This window comes from Siminovitchia sediminis (assembly GCF_042680885.1).
GTDB classification, from domain to species: domain Bacteria; phylum Bacillota; class Bacilli; order Bacillales; family Bacillaceae_C; genus Siminovitchia; species Siminovitchia sediminis.
Genome location: NZ_JBHUEO010000062.1, coordinates 58,207 through 73,380, shown reverse-complemented (window position 1 = coordinate 73,380; position 15,174 = coordinate 58,207). Strand labels below are relative to the sequence as shown.

Genomic DNA, 15,174 nt, shown 5'->3' with positions numbered 1-15,174 from the left:
CTTTTTGAAAGTATTAGTGGTTGGCGGAGGCGGGCGTGAGCACGCCATTTGTAAGAAATTAAAGAAAAGCAGTCAAGTTACCGAGGTGTTTTGCGCACCGGGAAATGCGGGAATCTCTGAAGACGCTACGGTTGTACCGATTAAGGAAACAGCCTTTTCGGACTTAATCAATCTGGCAAAAAAGGAACAGATCGAATTGACGATTGTTGGACCAGAGGTTCCGTTAAATGCTGGAATTGTTGATGAATTTGAAGCAGCAGGACTGAAAATATTCGGCCCGCGGAAAAACGCAGCGATCATCGAAGGAAGCAAATCCTTTGCAAAGGATTTGATGAAAAAATATCAGATTCCTACGGCGGCCTATGAAACTTTTCATTCCTATGACGAGGCGAAAGCTTATGTAGACGAAAAAGCTGCGCCTATTGTTATCAAAGCAGATGGATTGGCGGCCGGAAAAGGCGTCGTGGTGGCGATGACGATTGAAGAAGCCCACGCAGCCTTGAAAGATATGCTGCTGAATGCTAAATTTGGGGAATCGTCTGCCAGTGTGGTGATCGAAGAATTTTTAGAAGGCGAAGAATACTCACTGATGGCCTTTGTCAGAGGTGAACAAGTCTATCCAATGGTCATCGCGCAGGATCATAAGCGCGCATTTGACGGAGACAAAGGTCCAAATACGGGGGGCATGGGGGCTTATACGCCTGTACCGCACATTCCAGCCAGCGAAGTAGAGCAGGCAGTAAAGGATATTTTAATTCCGACTGCTAAAGCCATGATTGAAGAAGGAAGACCGTTTACCGGTATTTTATATGCAGGTCTGATCTTGACAAAGGACGGTTCTAAAACAATCGAATTCAATGCCCGTTTCGGGGACCCGGAAACACAAGTGGTGCTCGAGCGGCTTGACAGCGATCTGGCTCAAGTGGTTAATGACATTTTAGATGACAAAGAACCTGAGATCGAATGGTCGGATGAAGCCGTAATTGGAGTAGTTTACGCATCAAACGGCTACCCGGGAAGTTATGAAAAAGGCCATCAGCTTCCTGACTTGAAGGCCTTGGATCCATCAATCCAAGTATTTCACGCCGGAACAGCAGCTGGAAGCACTGGTGGAACCTATATTTCTAATGGAGGCCGCCTTCTTCTTCTTGCAGCCAAGGGGACTGACATCTCGGCTGCATCCAAAAAGGTCTATGAAGAGATGAAAAAATTGGACAGCGATAAGTTCTTTTATCGAAAAGATATTGGCTTTAAAGCATTATAAGTCAAAACTCCTGCCGTTGGGCGGGAGTTTTGTTTGTTCGTGACGATAGCGGCATTTAACAGGAAGAAGCTTGTTTTAAAGGCTGATACCAGGTTTCAAATGCGGAAAAATTTAGTACAAAGCGCGAAAAGATGGGTCCATTGCGCGAAACTAGGTTTCAAAGTGCGAAAATCGGAATCAAAGCGCGAAAATCGGATTCAAAGCGCGAAAATCGGATTCAAAGTGCGAATTCCGGATTCAAAGTGCGAATTCCGAGTTCAAAGCGCGAAATCGTGATTCAAAGTGCGAATTCCGGATTCAAAGCGCGAACTCCCGATTCAAAGCGCGAACTCCCGATTCAAAGCGCGAACTCCCGATTCAAAGCGCGAATTCCGAGTTCAAAGCGCGAAAATCGGATTCAAAGCGCGAAAATCGGATTCAAAGTGCGAATTCCGGATTCAAAGCGCGAATTCCCGATTCAAAGTGCGAAATCGTGATTCAAAGCGCGAATTCCGAGTTCAAAGCGCGAAATCGTGATTCAAAGCGCGAACTCCCGATTCAAAGCGCGAATTCCGAGTTCAAAGCGCGAAAATCGGATTCAAAGTGCGAAATCCGAGTTCAAAGCGCGAAAATCGGATTCAAAGTGCGAATTCCGGATTCAAAGCGCGAATTCCGAGTTCAAAGCGCGAACTCCCGATTCAAAGCGCGAACTCCCTCTCCATATCCCGAAACTTAGTTTCAAAGCAGGAAATCCCTCGTCATTACTCTTTTCTTACCTTTAAATTGTAAAATAATTCCACAGATCCTAACCCGGAATCATCCAAACTATAAATCTTCCCTTGGTTTGTTGACTACAAAATCAAGCATACATACGAACCTCTTCCAATAAAATCTTCCACTCAGACTTTAAACCCCAACACCAGGTACAAGGATAAAAAGCCGGTGTAAAGGCCAGGATCTAGTGGTCAAAAGATGCTCTTCCCTGCTTTGTTCTTTAGTGCGTTAAAAGAAAAAGTATGGTAAGATAAGGAAAATTAGAGAGATCTCCTTTGGGAGGGTGAGATGTTGGAACAAAGATTCAGATGGAGAAACAGAGAGATACGGGAACAGGCAGCTATTCTTGATGGAAAAAAACCGCCCGGGATTCTTTTAAAGAATGCACGATTTTTGCACTCGACGCTTCGCCGATGGGTTGATGGTAATATATGGATTCAAGGTGATCGAATTATATACGCGGGGGAAGCTATACCAGATAACCAGTCGGATACTGAAATAGTCGACTGCCAGGGGCAAACACTGGTACCAGGTTATATAGAACCGCATGTTCACCCGTTTCTCCTATATAATCCGCAGTCATTTTCTCGATTTGCTGCACAAACGGGTACGACGACAATCATTAATGATAATTTATTTTTCTTTTTACACTTGCAGAAAAAGAAAGCGTTTTCACTGATGCAAAAATTAAGCCAATCTCCTGTTACGATGTATTGGTGGGCACGCTATGATGCACAGACGAGGCTGGAAGGGGATGAATTCATATTTACAAACAGTGATGTGAAATCTTGGATTGAGCAGGAGAAGGTTCTGCAAGGAGGAGAGCTTACAGGATGGCCTGATCTGCTGGATGGAGATGACTTGATGCTCCATTGGATACAAGAGACGAAACGTCTCGGAAAAAAAGTAGAAGGGCATTTTCCGGGAGCTTCCGAAAAAACACTTGCCAAACTGAAGCTCTTTGGAGCAGACAGTGACCATGAAGCCATGACGGGAAATGAACTATATCGGCGACTGATGCAGGGATATATGGTCTCTTTGCGATATTCTTCGATTCGACCCGATTTGCCTGTTTTGCTGGAAGATATGAAAAGAATGGGCTTGAATCAATATGAGTCCATGATGTTTACGACGGATGGTTCTACACCCGCTTTTTACAAACAAGGCATGATTGATGCCATGATCCGCATGGCGATAGAAAGTGGAATTCCACCTATCGATGCCTATCATATGGCGTCCTATCATGTTGCCGGGCATTATAATATGCAGCACCTTCATGGAATGATTGCCACAGGCAGGATGGCTCATATCAACTTTCTGGAAGATGAAACCAATCCAACGCCTGTATCAGTTCTTGCCAAAGGGCAGTGGGTGAAAAGGAATGGTAAGGAAATCATTGCTGATGAAGACGTTCCATGGGTGGACTTTGGATTGGAACCCCTATTGCTGGACTGGGATTTAACAGAGGAAGATCTGGAATTTTCCATGGCGTTCGGGATGAAGATGGTGAACAGTGTGATCACGAAACCTTACTCAGTTGCGATGGACGCGTCTGTAGAAGATCTCTCTCATCATAACGATGAATCATTTTGCGCATTGGTCGATCGAAAAGGAAAGTGGCGAATCAATACAATGCTTAAAGGTTTTGCTAAGGAAGTCGGTGGTTTGGCCTCCTCTTTTTCTACAACCGGGGATATTATCCTGATAGGAAAAAGCAAGAAAGATATGAAAAAGGCTTTTGATAGAATGAAAGAAATTGGTGGAGGTATTGTCCTGGCTGAAAATGGGAGCATCCTGCATGAAATTCAACTTCCATTAGCCGGAATGATGTCGGATAAGGAGCTTTTGATCCTTATGAAGGAGGAAGAAAAGCTAAGGGATCTGCTGAAGGAAAGAGGATATACGTTTTCAGATCCTGCCTATTCACTTTATTTCTTGTCTTCCACACATTTGCCTTATATCCGCATAACGCAGCGAGGGATGTATGATGTAATGAATAAAACAGTACTCTTTCCGACATTAATGCGTTAAAATAGTAAATACGAGTGAAAATAAACCAATCATTGGGGGACGGAATGTTGAGATCAGCCAAATGGGCTTTAGTAATCTTGTCCTTTTTTATCTTTATCGCCTCAGCATGCAGCAAAGATGATGCTCAGCAGCCGCAAAAAAAATCAAAAGAGCATCAAACTGCTGAAAAAATCATTGCTCCGCTGACAGGAATAGAAACCAAAGTTGCTTCACTGGAAAGAGCAGTGGCCGTAACGGTCAATAATCATCCGGATGCGAGGCCGCAAACCGGGCTGTCTCAAGCAGATATTGTCTATGAGATGTTGGCTGAAGGCAATGTAACGAGGTTTTTGGCTATATTTCAGAGTGAAAAGCCGGAAAATACCGGTCCGGTTCGAAGTGCCAGAGACTATTTTATTGACCTTGCCAAGGGGTATGACGCCTTGTATGTTGCTCACGGTCATAGCCCGGATGCACAGCAGCTCTTGGAATCGGGTACCGTTGATCACCTAAATGGAATTCAGCATGACGGAACACTGTTTCAGAGGGTAGATTTTCGCCAAGCACCGCATAACTCCTATATCACCTTTGAAAATATAGAAAAAGGTGCCGGTGATGCGGGCTATCAGCTGGATACAGCGCCTGCCCCATTACAATTTTTAGATGAGCAGATGGCTGAAGATCTCGAGGGGGAAGCAGCCTCTTCTATAAAAGTGTCTTACAGTCCGGATCCATCCTATGTCGCGGAGTACCAGTACAGTTCTCAAGATGAAAAATACTCACGATCATCAGCAGGCAGTAAAACAGTTGAATATGGGAATGAGAAACCGGTTCTTCTGGATAACATTATTGTAATAGAAGCCCCTCATACAGTGAAAGATTCGGAGGGCAGGAGAGATATTGACCTCGAAGCGGGCGGAAGAGCGCTCGTTTTCCAAAGAGGAATTATTCAGGAAGCGGAATGGAAGAATGAAGGCGGCAGATTGCTGCCCTATCAAAACGGGGAGCCCATGGAATGGGTTGCCGGAAAAACCTGGATCAACATCGTTCCGGACCTAACGAACGTCTCTTTTGAATAGTAACGACGCAAAGCAGTTGATAAAGGGGATTTTCATATGCAGATTGAAAAGTTAAGAGGCAAGGTGCTAGACCAATTGTTTGAAGCCATTTTGTCGTTAAAAAATATTGAAGAGTGCTATGAATTTTTTGATGACCTTTGTACGATTAATGAAATTCAATCCTTGTCCCAGCGTCTGGAAGTCGCAAGGATGCTTCGAGAGGGAAAAACGTATCAAAAAATTGAAGAGGCGACCGGTGCCAGTACAGCAACAATTTCCCGGGTCAAACGATGCCTCAATTATGGAAATGATTCGTACGAAATGGTACTGGATCGAATTGTTGATAAAAAGAACCCGCAAGCTTAGAAAACAATTAACATACAGATGGGGGATGTCATTCAATGAACTGGCATCCCTTCTTTTATGCATAAATTGAACTATGCATGATTATAGACTGTAACATACCACACCACCGCTCAACTGTTGATGTATTGCGGATGCCTGGTATTTGTCATGATGAAGTTTTATTGACAATAACCAGACCATTTCCGGCTGATGTTAAGAGGCTGAGAATGTGATGTTAGAATGTTTTCAGTAACAGCTATTGAACGGACTAAATAAGGAGACAGTAAAATGGACAAACATAAGATCTATACCATGAGTTTCGCAAAAGTTTATCCCCATTATCTTGCAAAAGCAGAGAAAAAAGGGCGTACCAAATCAGAGGTTGATGAAATCATTCGTTGGTTGACAGGATATAGCCAGGCAGAGTTAGAACGGCAACTTGAAAGCCAAACAGATTTTGAAACCTTCTTGGCGGAAGCCCCCCAATTGAACCCTTCACGGTCTTTGATTAAAGGTGTAATCTGCGGTGTCCGAGTGGAAGATATCGAGGAACCAACAATGCAGGATATTCGCTATTTGGATAAGCTTATCGATGAGTTAGCCAAGGGAAAAGCGATGGAGAAGATATTGCGAAAACCATAGTTTAACACATAGATTTCCGGTTCAAATAACAAAAATACAAGAGAAATCCCCTTCAATCCGGGAAACGGACACCCAGCAGGGTCACGGCGAAAACTGGATGCCGTGCACGACACAGAAGCCCCTTCCAAATCTTAGATTTGGTGAGGAGGTTCACGAAGCATGAATGAATCGCTCTTTACATTATGTGTTGTTTGATGGAATGAGGTAATAGGGGAAGAGTCAAAGTTGTACCAATATTCCAGACTGTCAATTGTGGGTCATTGCCGGCTGTGTGACAGTCTTTTTTTTGAATAGCTACTCACACTTGACTTATAAACATTATAAAAGTGTATTTTGGGGAGGTGGTTAACAGAATAAAAATAAGTAAACCAGAGTTCATTCGTCAATATATTTCAATTATTTGTTAAAATTCGAAATAATCATATAAAAGGGGTGGTATTATGTTAGAATCATTAACAAGAGTCGGATTAGTGAAATAGACAGAAAGTTATTGGACATTCTTCAAAAAGAGGCAAATATCAGCAACGTTGAACTCGCACGAAGAGTCAATCTTTCTCCTCCAGCAACGCACGCGAGAGTCAAACGACTGGAAAATGAAGGGGTCATCGATGGTTATGTAACTTTGCTGAATAGAGAGAAGCTTGGTTTTGATTTGGTGTGTTTTATTTCTGTCAAAACAACTTCCCATCAGAAAAAAGAAAACGAACAGATTCAACAAGCTATTCGTAAAATGCCTGAAATATTGGAGTGTCATACCATTACAGGTGAATATGATTATATGATAAAGGCGGTGATCAAGAATAGTAAGGATCTGAAAAACTTTGTAGGAACAAAGCTCAGCTCTCTTCCGGGGGTCAGCGGGATTCACACCAGTTTATCATATGCGGAACTAAAATCTACTACTGTTTTACCAATTAGAGATCAAAATATTGAATAGACTAGGAGTGACCAAAATGAATGATTCAACTAAGTCAGTATGGGGCGGAGAGGAAAAGTATTTAATCGGCGGATCCACACAAGTGCCAATTGTTTCAAGTGTAGTCTTTGGTTATGACGATGTAGAAGAATGGTCAGATGTGATTTTAGGGAAGAAAGACGGGTATATTTATGGCCGTTATAAAAATCCTACTGTCGAAGCTTTTGAAGAAAAGGTTCGGGTACTCGAAGGCGCCGAAGCATCTGTAAGCTTTGCGACGGGAATGGCAGCCATCAGCAATGCACTGTTTACCTTATTATCACCGGGGGACCGAGTTGTATCTGTAAAAGATACATATGGAGGAACCAATAAACTGTTTATCGATCATTTGCCGAGGTTTGGCATGGATGTCTCTCTATGTGATACAACGGATCACGAAGCGATAGAAAAGGAAATTAATAAAGGTTGTAACATTTTATATTTAGAGACACCCACGAATCCCACAATGAAACTGATAAATATTGCCAGATTATCAAAAGCAGCACATGAGGCTGGAGCTATTGTTATCACCGACAACACGATGGCGACGCCGATTAATCAAAATCCATTGCAACTTGGTTCGGATTTAGTCGTACATAGTGCCACCAAATATTTAGGAGGCCATGCGGACGCCCTTGGTGGAGTAATATGCGGTTCGAAAGACCTCGTTCATAAAATCTATGAATATCGGATGATCAATGGAGCGCCGCTGGATCCGAATGCAGCCTATTCTTTAATCCGCGGGATGAAAACGCTTCAAATCAGAATCCAACGGCAAAATGAGAATGCAATAGAAATTGCAGGATTCCTAACAAAACAGCCGCTCGTAGAAAAGGTATTTTATCCAGGATTGCCCGATGATCCTTCATACGAGTTGGCAAAAAAGCAGATGAGCGGCTTTGGCGGCATGCTTAGTTTTTCATTAAAAGGCGGACTGGAAGCCGTCAACGAGTTTTTGCCGCGCCTCCGTTTTGCCCATTTGGCTGCCAATCTGGGTGCTGTGGAAACGACAGTCGGACCCGTACACACAACAAGCCATGCAGAATGTACTCTCGAAGAGCGGCGGGCTATGGGAATCCCGGAGGGGTTGATTCGCTATTCTGTTGGGATTGAAGACTCTGCTGATTTAATATCAGATCTCAAGCAGGCCTTTGAATATATTGAAAATAAAACGATTGTTTGATTCCATTTATAAGATCAAGCATTATATGCCTCCTAACTTATGTAATATTCCAGAAATTGAAAGAGTTAAACTGTATGTGTTTGATAGAATATAAAATAATTCCAGTGTACTTTATCATAGATTTTAAGAGTAACGCCACCCATAAAATAGATGACGTTACTTGCCCGTTACTACTGATTTAATGAGAGAAAGGAATCAAACATGGCCGTTGAGGTTGATTAAACTAATGTTTCTAATCTCTGTATTTGTCACCAGTTTATGGACATCAGATGCTGCATGGACCATGGTTGACTTTAGTCTTGGAATTATGACATGGATCAATATACTCGTCCTTCTTTTTTAATTAAACCGGTACTTGCCGCTTTAAGAGACTATGAACAACAATTAAAAACAGGAAATCAACTGACATTTGACCCTGTCAAATTAGGTGTTGAAAATGCAGACTATTGGGAAAAAAGAAATGAAGGGACAGAAGATCAAGGTGTTAAAAAAATTCTTTGAAAATGTCAGTGTTGGACAACCGGTTCAGGTGAAAGGCTTGAACCGTTTTTTTATGTTCAAGAAAAAAAGTTACATAGCTTTTGTCCAATTCCATTTTTACATCCCAGCATCCAATCATTTCTTCACATTTCAACTCGGAGTTTGCCCTCTGTAATGTTATAATAGTTTACGGAATTGGAGAATGGAGGACTCACGCTTTATGTATGATGTCAAGGAATGGCGCCATGCTTTTAAACTCGATCCCAATAAAGAAATTTCTTCTGAGGCGCTGGAGAAGATTTGCGAATCCGGGACCGACGCCATCATTGTGGGCGGTTCAGACGGAGTCACGCTGGACAACGTATTGGATCTGTTGGCCAAAATCCGGCGTTACACGGTTCCTTGTGCGTTGGAAGTCAGCAATATTGAATCCATCACACCGGGATTTGATTTATATTTTATTCCATCTGTCCTGAATAGCCGTGATATCCGCTGGATCAGCGGGCTTCATCACCAGGCGGTGAAGGAATATGGACTATTGATTGATTGGGATGAAATTGTTGTAGAAGGTTATTGTATATTAAACAAAGACTGCAAGGCTGCTGGACTGACGAAGGCCAATACCGAACTGGACGAGGAGGATATTATTTCTTATGCCTTGATGGCTGAAAAAATGTTCCGGATGCCAGTCTTTTATTTGGAATACAGCGGTACATACGGTGACCCCAATATGGTTCGGTCTGTTAAAGAAGTGCTAGAACATACGACACTTTTTTACGGTGGCGGCATTCACACAGCAGATCAGGCAAAGGAAATGGGAGAGCATGCCGATGTCATTATTGTCGGCAATGCGGTGTATGAAAATTTGAAAGAAGCTTTAAAAACAGTCCGGGCTGTTAAAAATAGATGATAGGTTTGACATGACAAGAACAAACGTTCTGGAAAAGGCGGTGATCACATGCAATTTTTAGCCGGAAATCTACTGGAGGGTTTAAATAAAGAACAGAAAGAAGCGGTTAAAACGACCGAAGGGCCGCTGCTGATCATGGCAGGTGCGGGAAGCGGAAAGACAAGGGTACTGACCCACAGGGTAGCTTATTTAATATTGGAAAAAGGTATCAACCCCTATAATATCCTGGCAATCACTTTCACAAATAAAGCTGCAAGAGAAATGAAGGATCGGATCGGAAAAATTATCGGCTCCGATGCCCGGGATGTATGGATTTCGACTTTTCATTCGATGTGTGTACGGATCCTGCGCCGTGACATTGACCGGCTGGGATATAACCGGAACTTTTCCATCTTGGATACGACGGATCAGCTGTCTGTTATCAAAGGTGTGTTAAAAGATAAAAATATAGATTCAAAAAAGTTTGATCCACGGGCAATATTAGGCTCGATCAGCAATAAGAAAAACGAGCTGATCACAGCAGAGGAATATGCTAAGGATGCTTCAGGTTTTTACGACAAGGTCATAAGTGAAGTGTACACGGAATACCAAAGACGCCTCCGGAGAAACCATTCGTTGGATTTTGACGACCTGATTATGGTCACGATCCAGCTGTTTAAAAGAGTCCCGGAGGTGCTGGAATTCTATCAGCGGAAATTTCAATATATTCATGTGGATGAGTACCAGGATACGAACCGCGCACAGTACATGCTTGTCAAGATGATTGCAGAGAGATTTGAAAATCTGTGTGTTGTCGGAGACTCCGACCAATCGATCTATAGGTGGCGCGGCGCGGATATTGCTAACATCCTTTCTTTTGAAAAAGACTATCCCAACGCGAAAGTCATTTTACTTGAACAAAATTATCGCTCAACGAAAAAAATTCTTGAAGCTGCGAATGAGGTCATCAAGAATAATTTGAACCGTAAACCGAAAAAATTATGGACGGATAATGACCACGGTGAAAAGATTAAATATTACCGTGCAGATGGGGAAAAAACAGAGGCGGAATTTGTTGCGCGCCAAATCAAAGACTTAACAGAGTCCGGCAAAAGAGATCGATCAGACATTGCGATCCTGTATAGAACAAATGCTCAATCACGTGCCTTGGAAGAAGTTTTGATGAAATCAAATATTCCCTACAACATTGTAGGAGGTACAAAGTTCTACGACCGAAAAGAAATAAAAGACCTCCTAGCCTATTTAAGGCTGATTGCCAATCCGGATGATGATATCAGCTTACAGCGCATCATCAATGTACCCAAGCGCGGAATTGGAGCTGCTTCCATGGAACGGATCGCTGCTTATGCCAACGAGCAGGATACATCTATGTTTGATGCCCTAAAGGTAATCGATTTTATCGGGGTAAGCCCGAGAGTGGCGAATTCTGCCTCAGCTTTCTATGAAATGATCCATAACTTTGAACAGATGCAGGAATACTTGTCGGTAACAGAGCTGGTTGAAGAAGTGATTGATAAATCTGGGTATCGTGACATGCTGAAGGCAGAAAAAACGCTTGAAGCTGAAAGCCGTCTTGAAAATATAGAAGAGTTCCTGTCTGTTACAAAAAGTTTTGAAGACGGAAGCGATGATAAAAGCCTCGTTGCCTTTTTAACGGATTTAGCGCTGATTGCAGACATTGACCAACTGAATGAGTCTGATGACGGCAACGATGCAGTTACGCTTATGACGCTCCACTCCGCCAAAGGATTAGAATTTCCGGTTGTCTTTTTAATCGGAATGGAGGAAGGCATATTTCCCCATAACCGCTCTCTGGTGGATGAAGATGAGATGGAAGAAGAACGGCGGCTGGCTTATGTAGGTATTACGAGGGCTGAAGAGGAGCTCTATATGACCAATGCTCATATGAGGACCCTCTATGGCCGTACAAACATGAATCCAGTTTCACGCTTTATTGATGAAATCCCGGATGAACTTGTGGAAGAAGTGGAGAGAGAACCGAGCGCGTCATTCACATTTGGATTCAGAAATAAACAGCCGGCTTCCAGGCCTGCTTCCCGCCCGGTACCCGCTTCGGATACGGACCAGGCCGATTGGAAGGTAGGGGACAAGGCAGAACATAAAAAATGGGGCACCGGCACGGTGGTCAGCATAAAGAAAGACGGCGGAAGTGTGGAACTCGATATTGCTTTTCCAAGCCCGACAGGGATCAAGCGCCTTTTGGCGGATTTTGCTCCGATCAAGAAAGTCTAAGAAAGGGTTGTGGACATGGACCGTGAGACTGCCCAAAAGCAGGTAAAGGAACTGCATAATTTATTAAATCAGTATAACTTTGAATATTATGTGTTGAATCAACCTTCAGTCCCTGATGCGGAATATGACCGCCTCATGCAGGAATTAATCAATATTGAAGAAACATACCCGGATCTGATCACGCCTGAATCACCTACTCAGCGTGTTGGCGGCGAGGCGCTTTCCAGTTTTGAAAAAGTACAGCACAGAACGCCGATGCTCAGTCTGTCCAATGCGTTTGGTGAACAGGATTTGCGGGATTTTGACCGCCGGGTCCGCCAGGGAATCGGGGATGATTTTTCCTATGTATGTGAACTGAAAATTGATGGACTTGCCGTTTCTCTTCAGTATGAAGATGGACTGTTTGTCCTTGGTTCTACAAGAGGCGATGGAACAACCGGTGAAAATATTACAGCCAATTTAAGAACTATCCGCTCCATCCCGCTCCGTTTAAAAGAACAGTTAACTTTTGAAGTGCGCGGGGAGGCATACATGCCAAGACAGTCATTTGAACGACTGAATGAAGATAGGGCAAAAAAGGGTGAGATGCTTTTTGCCAATCCGAGAAATGCAGCTGCCGGTTCTTTGCGCCAGTTGGACCCAAGAATTGCTGCATCCCGCCATCTTGATATTTTCCTTTATGGTGTGGGGAACTATGGATCGATTAACGTGTCGACACATAGCGAGGCGCTTGAACAATTGCAGAAACTTGGCCTGAAAGTCAACAAAGAGTGGAGAAAATGCCAAACCATTGATGAAGTGATTAAATATGTCGAGGCGTGGACGGAAAAACGCCCAAGCCTGAATTATGATATTGACGGGATCGTCATCAAAGTAGATTCACTGGAGCACCAGGAGAAGCTTGGTTATACAGCCAAATCACCGCGATGGGCCATTGCTTATAAATTCCCTGCTGAAGAAGTTGTCACAAAGTTGATAGATATCGAATTAAGTGTCGGACGGACCGGGGTTATCACGCCGACTGCCATACTGGATCCTGTTCAAGTTGCAGGTACCACCGTCCAGCGTGCTTCCCTGCATAATGAAGATCTGATACGTGAAAAAGATATTATGCTTGGAGACTGGGTGATCGTGAAAAAAGCGGGGGATATCATCCCGGAAGTTGTCAATGTCCTGACAGAACGAAGGACAGGCGAAGAGACCATTTTCCACATGCCGGTCCAATGTCCGGCATGCGAAAGTGAGCTGATACGGCTGGAAGGAGAAGTGGCCCTGCGCTGCATCAATCCGAAGTGTCCGGCTCAAAGGAGAGAAGGGCTGATTCACTTTGTTTCCCGAAACGCGATGAACATCGACGGCCTTGGTGAAAAAGTCATCAGCCAGCTTTTTGAGCATGAATTAGTCCGGGATCCGGCCGATATTTACTTTTTGAAAAAGGAGCAGTTGCTTCAACTAGAAAGAATGGGCGAAAAGTCCGTCAATAATTTACTGACGGCAATTGAAAACTCAAAAGCGAACTCCCTTGAAAAACTGTTATTTGGTTTGGGGATCCGCCATGTAGGAGAGCGGGCTGCCAGAATTTTAGCGGAACATTACGAGACAATGGACAATCTGATGACAGCTTCCCGGGAGGATCTGGTGAATATCCCGGAAATCGGTGAAAAAATGTCGGATGCGATTGTTACCTATTTTGACAATGATGAGGTGGAGGAGCTGATTTCCGAATTGAAATCAGCAGGGGTCAACATGGCTTATAAGGGGCCAAAAGTATCTGAAGTTGCCGATACGGAGTCTGTCTTTACCAATAAGACCATTGTACTCACCGGGAAACTGGAAAAGTTAACCCGTAATGATGCAAAAGAAAAAATTGAAATACTTGGCGGTCACGTAGCAGGGAGCGTTAGTAAAAAAACGGACCTGGTGATCGCCGGGACCGATGCCGGATCGAAATTGAAGAAGGCACAGGAACTGAATATTGAAATCTGGGACGAGGATAAGCTTCTGGAGGAACTCAATCAATAAAGGTGGAAGAAAAGGAATGAAAAAGTGGTTTTCTCTGCTGATGGCAGCAGTTTTATTAACAGGTTGTGCCCCGGGATTCCAAGATGAAAAGGAAGTTGTCCAGGAAAGTGATGATAGCAAAAAAGAAACATCCATTATTCCGAATTACCAGCTTCAGGATTCCTACCGCTCCCTCATTCCTTTTGTACCCAGCAAAGCTAGGGGAATGGTTGTTTCAAACCTCAATTCACGATACGACATTGATGAGTTTGAAACAGGACTGATGAGGGTGGCAATGAACCAGTTTTCTCCGGAAAAATATGTTTTCCAGGAAGGGCAATACTTGGATAAAGAAACGGTTAGCCTTTGGTTAAACCGGAAATTTACAAAAGAGCAGCTTAAGGAAAGAGGGCTCAAGGAAGAGCAGAATGTGGGGTTAAACCCGTTGAATGACGGTAAAGGATCGATTGAAGAACAGAATGAAAGAAACCCGATCTATCTTGCACATATTCTGGAACATAATTATTTAATTAAAAATGATAAGTCGGTCAAATTAAGCGGTGTGGTCATTGGCCTTGCTCTCAACTCTGTGCATTATTACCAAAAAGAGAAATACGGTGCAACCTTTGAACAAAAAATTTCGCGAGACAAACTGGAAGCAGAAGGCAAAAAAATAGCCGATGAGGTAATTAATCGGATGCGCAATATGAAGGGGCTGGGCGATGTTCCGATCACCATTGCTTTATTTGAACAAAAAGGAAAAAATGATGTGATCCCCGGGACGTTCTTTGCCTATGCTGTCTCTGAAAACGGCAATTCCTTGGGTGACTGGAAAAAAATCGATGAGAAATATGTTTTGTTTCCATCCGAGGAAGCTGAGAAAAACCATCGGGATGACCAAACATTCTTCATGAGATTCAAAGATGACATTGAGGAATATTTCCCTAATTACAATGGTGTCATTGGCAGGGGATTTTATAAGGATGGCCAGCTGGTGGACATGAATATTGAAATACCCGTCCAAATGTTCGGCGAGGCGGAGATGATTGGCTTTACCCAGTGGGCCACCTCGCTGATCATTGATCACTTCCCTGATTATATCAATGTGGAAGTGGAGATCAATTCAGTGAACGGAGCTGAAGCACTCATCGTCAGGGAAGCCGGTCAGGAAGAGCCGTTTGTGCATATTTACTAGAAAAGCGCAGGGCGGCTGCCCAGGGGCGACAAGCGCTGGAGGAAAAAGCAGAGAAGGCGTCCTTTGCCTTCATGGTTTTTCCGAAGCGACCTCGAGCCCCTGCCGCCCGTAGCTGGACACAAGAA

At 43.5% G+C, this 15,174-nt stretch carries 15 protein-coding genes; all 15 read left to right on the top strand.

Features of this window, described 5'->3' with window-relative positions; all coding sequences use genetic code 11:
• The first annotated feature begins 4 nt into the window (after window positions 1-4).
• The 15 genes from purD to ACFSCZ_RS15960 all read left to right on the top strand — a co-directional run bounded on the left by purD (window position 5) and on the right by ACFSCZ_RS15960 (window position 15,049).
• On the top strand, window positions 5-1,264 hold the full coding sequence (gene purD, locus ACFSCZ_RS16030; RefSeq protein ID WP_380775268.1) for a phosphoribosylamine--glycine ligase: 1,260 nt from the start codon (window positions 5-7) through the stop codon (window positions 1,262-1,264).
• Between the two features lie 140 nt (window positions 1,265-1,404).
• Window positions 1,405-1,740 (top strand): hypothetical protein, encoded by a 336-nt coding sequence (locus ACFSCZ_RS16025; RefSeq protein ID WP_380775266.1) that lies wholly within the window; start codon window positions 1,405-1,407, stop codon window positions 1,738-1,740.
• Window positions 1,737-1,979, top strand: a complete 243-nt coding sequence (locus ACFSCZ_RS16020) for a hypothetical protein (protein ID WP_380775265.1) — start codon at window positions 1,737-1,739, stop codon at window positions 1,977-1,979. Before ACFSCZ_RS16025 ends, ACFSCZ_RS16020 begins: the two co-directional genes overlap by 4 nt.
• Before the next feature lie 326 nt (window positions 1,980-2,305).
• Window positions 2,306-4,048: an adenine deaminase C-terminal domain-containing protein gene (locus ACFSCZ_RS16015; RefSeq protein WP_380775263.1), complete on the top strand. Its 1,743-nt coding sequence runs from the start codon at window positions 2,306-2,308 to the stop codon at window positions 4,046-4,048.
• Between the two features lie 44 nt (window positions 4,049-4,092).
• On the top strand, window positions 4,093-5,106 hold the full coding sequence (locus ACFSCZ_RS16010; RefSeq protein ID WP_380775261.1) for a DUF3048 domain-containing protein: 1,014 nt from the start codon (window positions 4,093-4,095) through the stop codon (window positions 5,104-5,106).
• A gap of 36 nt (window positions 5,107-5,142) precedes the next feature.
• On the top strand, window positions 5,143-5,451 hold the full coding sequence (locus tag ACFSCZ_RS16005) for a YerC/YecD family TrpR-related protein (RefSeq protein WP_380775259.1): 309 nt from the start codon (window positions 5,143-5,145) through the stop codon (window positions 5,449-5,451).
• 267 nt (window positions 5,452-5,718) lie between these two features.
• On the top strand, window positions 5,719-6,072 hold the full coding sequence (locus ACFSCZ_RS16000; protein WP_380775257.1) for a DUF2200 domain-containing protein: 354 nt from the start codon (window positions 5,719-5,721) through the stop codon (window positions 6,070-6,072).
• Between the two features lie 490 nt (window positions 6,073-6,562).
• Window positions 6,563-7,009, top strand: a complete 447-nt coding sequence (locus ACFSCZ_RS15995; RefSeq protein ID WP_380775254.1) for an Lrp/AsnC family transcriptional regulator — start codon at window positions 6,563-6,565, stop codon at window positions 7,007-7,009.
• Between the two features lie 16 nt (window positions 7,010-7,025).
• Entirely contained in the window at window positions 7,026-8,210 is a 1,185-nt protein-coding gene (locus tag ACFSCZ_RS15990; RefSeq protein ID WP_380775253.1) for a cystathionine gamma-synthase family protein, read from the top strand.
• 181 nt (window positions 8,211-8,391) lie between these two features.
• Entirely contained in the window at window positions 8,392-8,553 is a 162-nt protein-coding gene (locus ACFSCZ_RS15985) for an alanine:cation symporter family protein (RefSeq protein WP_380775302.1), read from the top strand.
• Window positions 8,523-8,711 carry a hypothetical protein gene (locus tag ACFSCZ_RS15980; RefSeq protein ID WP_380775251.1) on the top strand — a complete coding sequence of 63 codons (189 nt, stop codon included), beginning with the start codon at window positions 8,523-8,525 and terminating at the stop codon, window positions 8,709-8,711. Before ACFSCZ_RS15985 ends, ACFSCZ_RS15980 begins: the two co-directional genes overlap by 31 nt.
• 199 nt (window positions 8,712-8,910) lie before the next feature.
• A complete protein-coding gene (gene pcrB / locus ACFSCZ_RS15975; protein ID WP_380775249.1) occupies window positions 8,911-9,600 on the top strand; it encodes a heptaprenylglyceryl phosphate synthase in 690 nt (229 codons plus the stop codon).
• Window positions 9,601-9,648: 48 nt separating this feature from the next.
• Entirely contained in the window at window positions 9,649-11,853 is a 2,205-nt protein-coding gene (pcrA, locus tag ACFSCZ_RS15970) for a DNA helicase PcrA (RefSeq protein WP_380775247.1), read from the top strand.
• Window positions 11,854-11,868: 15 nt separating this feature from the next.
• Entirely contained in the window at window positions 11,869-13,875 is a 2,007-nt protein-coding gene (ligA, locus tag ACFSCZ_RS15965) for an NAD-dependent DNA ligase LigA (RefSeq protein ID WP_380775245.1), read from the top strand.
• Between the two features lie 16 nt (window positions 13,876-13,891).
• Entirely contained in the window at window positions 13,892-15,049 is a 1,158-nt protein-coding gene (locus tag ACFSCZ_RS15960; RefSeq protein WP_380775243.1) for a CamS family sex pheromone protein, read from the top strand.
• Window positions 15,050-15,174 lie beyond the last annotated feature (125 nt).

Bases quoted from the DNA above. Each gene is read 5' to 3' on its own strand.
- pcrA (WP_380775247.1), top strand. From the start codon at position 9,649: ATGCAATTTTTAGCCGGAAATCTACTGGAGGGTTTAAATAAAGAACAG.
- ACFSCZ_RS16000 (WP_380775257.1), top strand. From the start codon at position 5,719: ATGGACAAACATAAGATCTATACCATGAGTTTCGCAAAAGTTTATCCC.
- ACFSCZ_RS15960 (WP_380775243.1), top strand. From the start codon at position 13,892: ATGAAAAAGTGGTTTTCTCTGCTGATGGCAGCAGTTTTATTAACAGGT.
- ACFSCZ_RS16010 (WP_380775261.1), top strand. From the start codon at position 4,093: ATGTTGAGATCAGCCAAATGGGCTTTAGTAATCTTGTCCTTTTTTATC.
- ACFSCZ_RS15990 (WP_380775253.1), top strand. From the start codon at position 7,026: ATGAATGATTCAACTAAGTCAGTATGGGGCGGAGAGGAAAAGTATTTA.
- ACFSCZ_RS16005 (WP_380775259.1), top strand. From the start codon at position 5,143: ATGCAGATTGAAAAGTTAAGAGGCAAGGTGCTAGACCAATTGTTTGAA.
- pcrB (WP_380775249.1), top strand. From the start codon at position 8,911: ATGTATGATGTCAAGGAATGGCGCCATGCTTTTAAACTCGATCCCAAT.
- ACFSCZ_RS15985 (WP_380775302.1), top strand. From the start codon at position 8,392: ATGAGAGAAAGGAATCAAACATGGCCGTTGAGGTTGATTAAACTAATG.
- ACFSCZ_RS16015 (WP_380775263.1), top strand. From the start codon at position 2,306: ATGTTGGAACAAAGATTCAGATGGAGAAACAGAGAGATACGGGAACAG.
- ACFSCZ_RS15980 (WP_380775251.1), top strand. From the start codon at position 8,523: ATGGATCAATATACTCGTCCTTCTTTTTTAATTAAACCGGTACTTGCC.
- ligA (WP_380775245.1), top strand. From the start codon at position 11,869: ATGGACCGTGAGACTGCCCAAAAGCAGGTAAAGGAACTGCATAATTTA.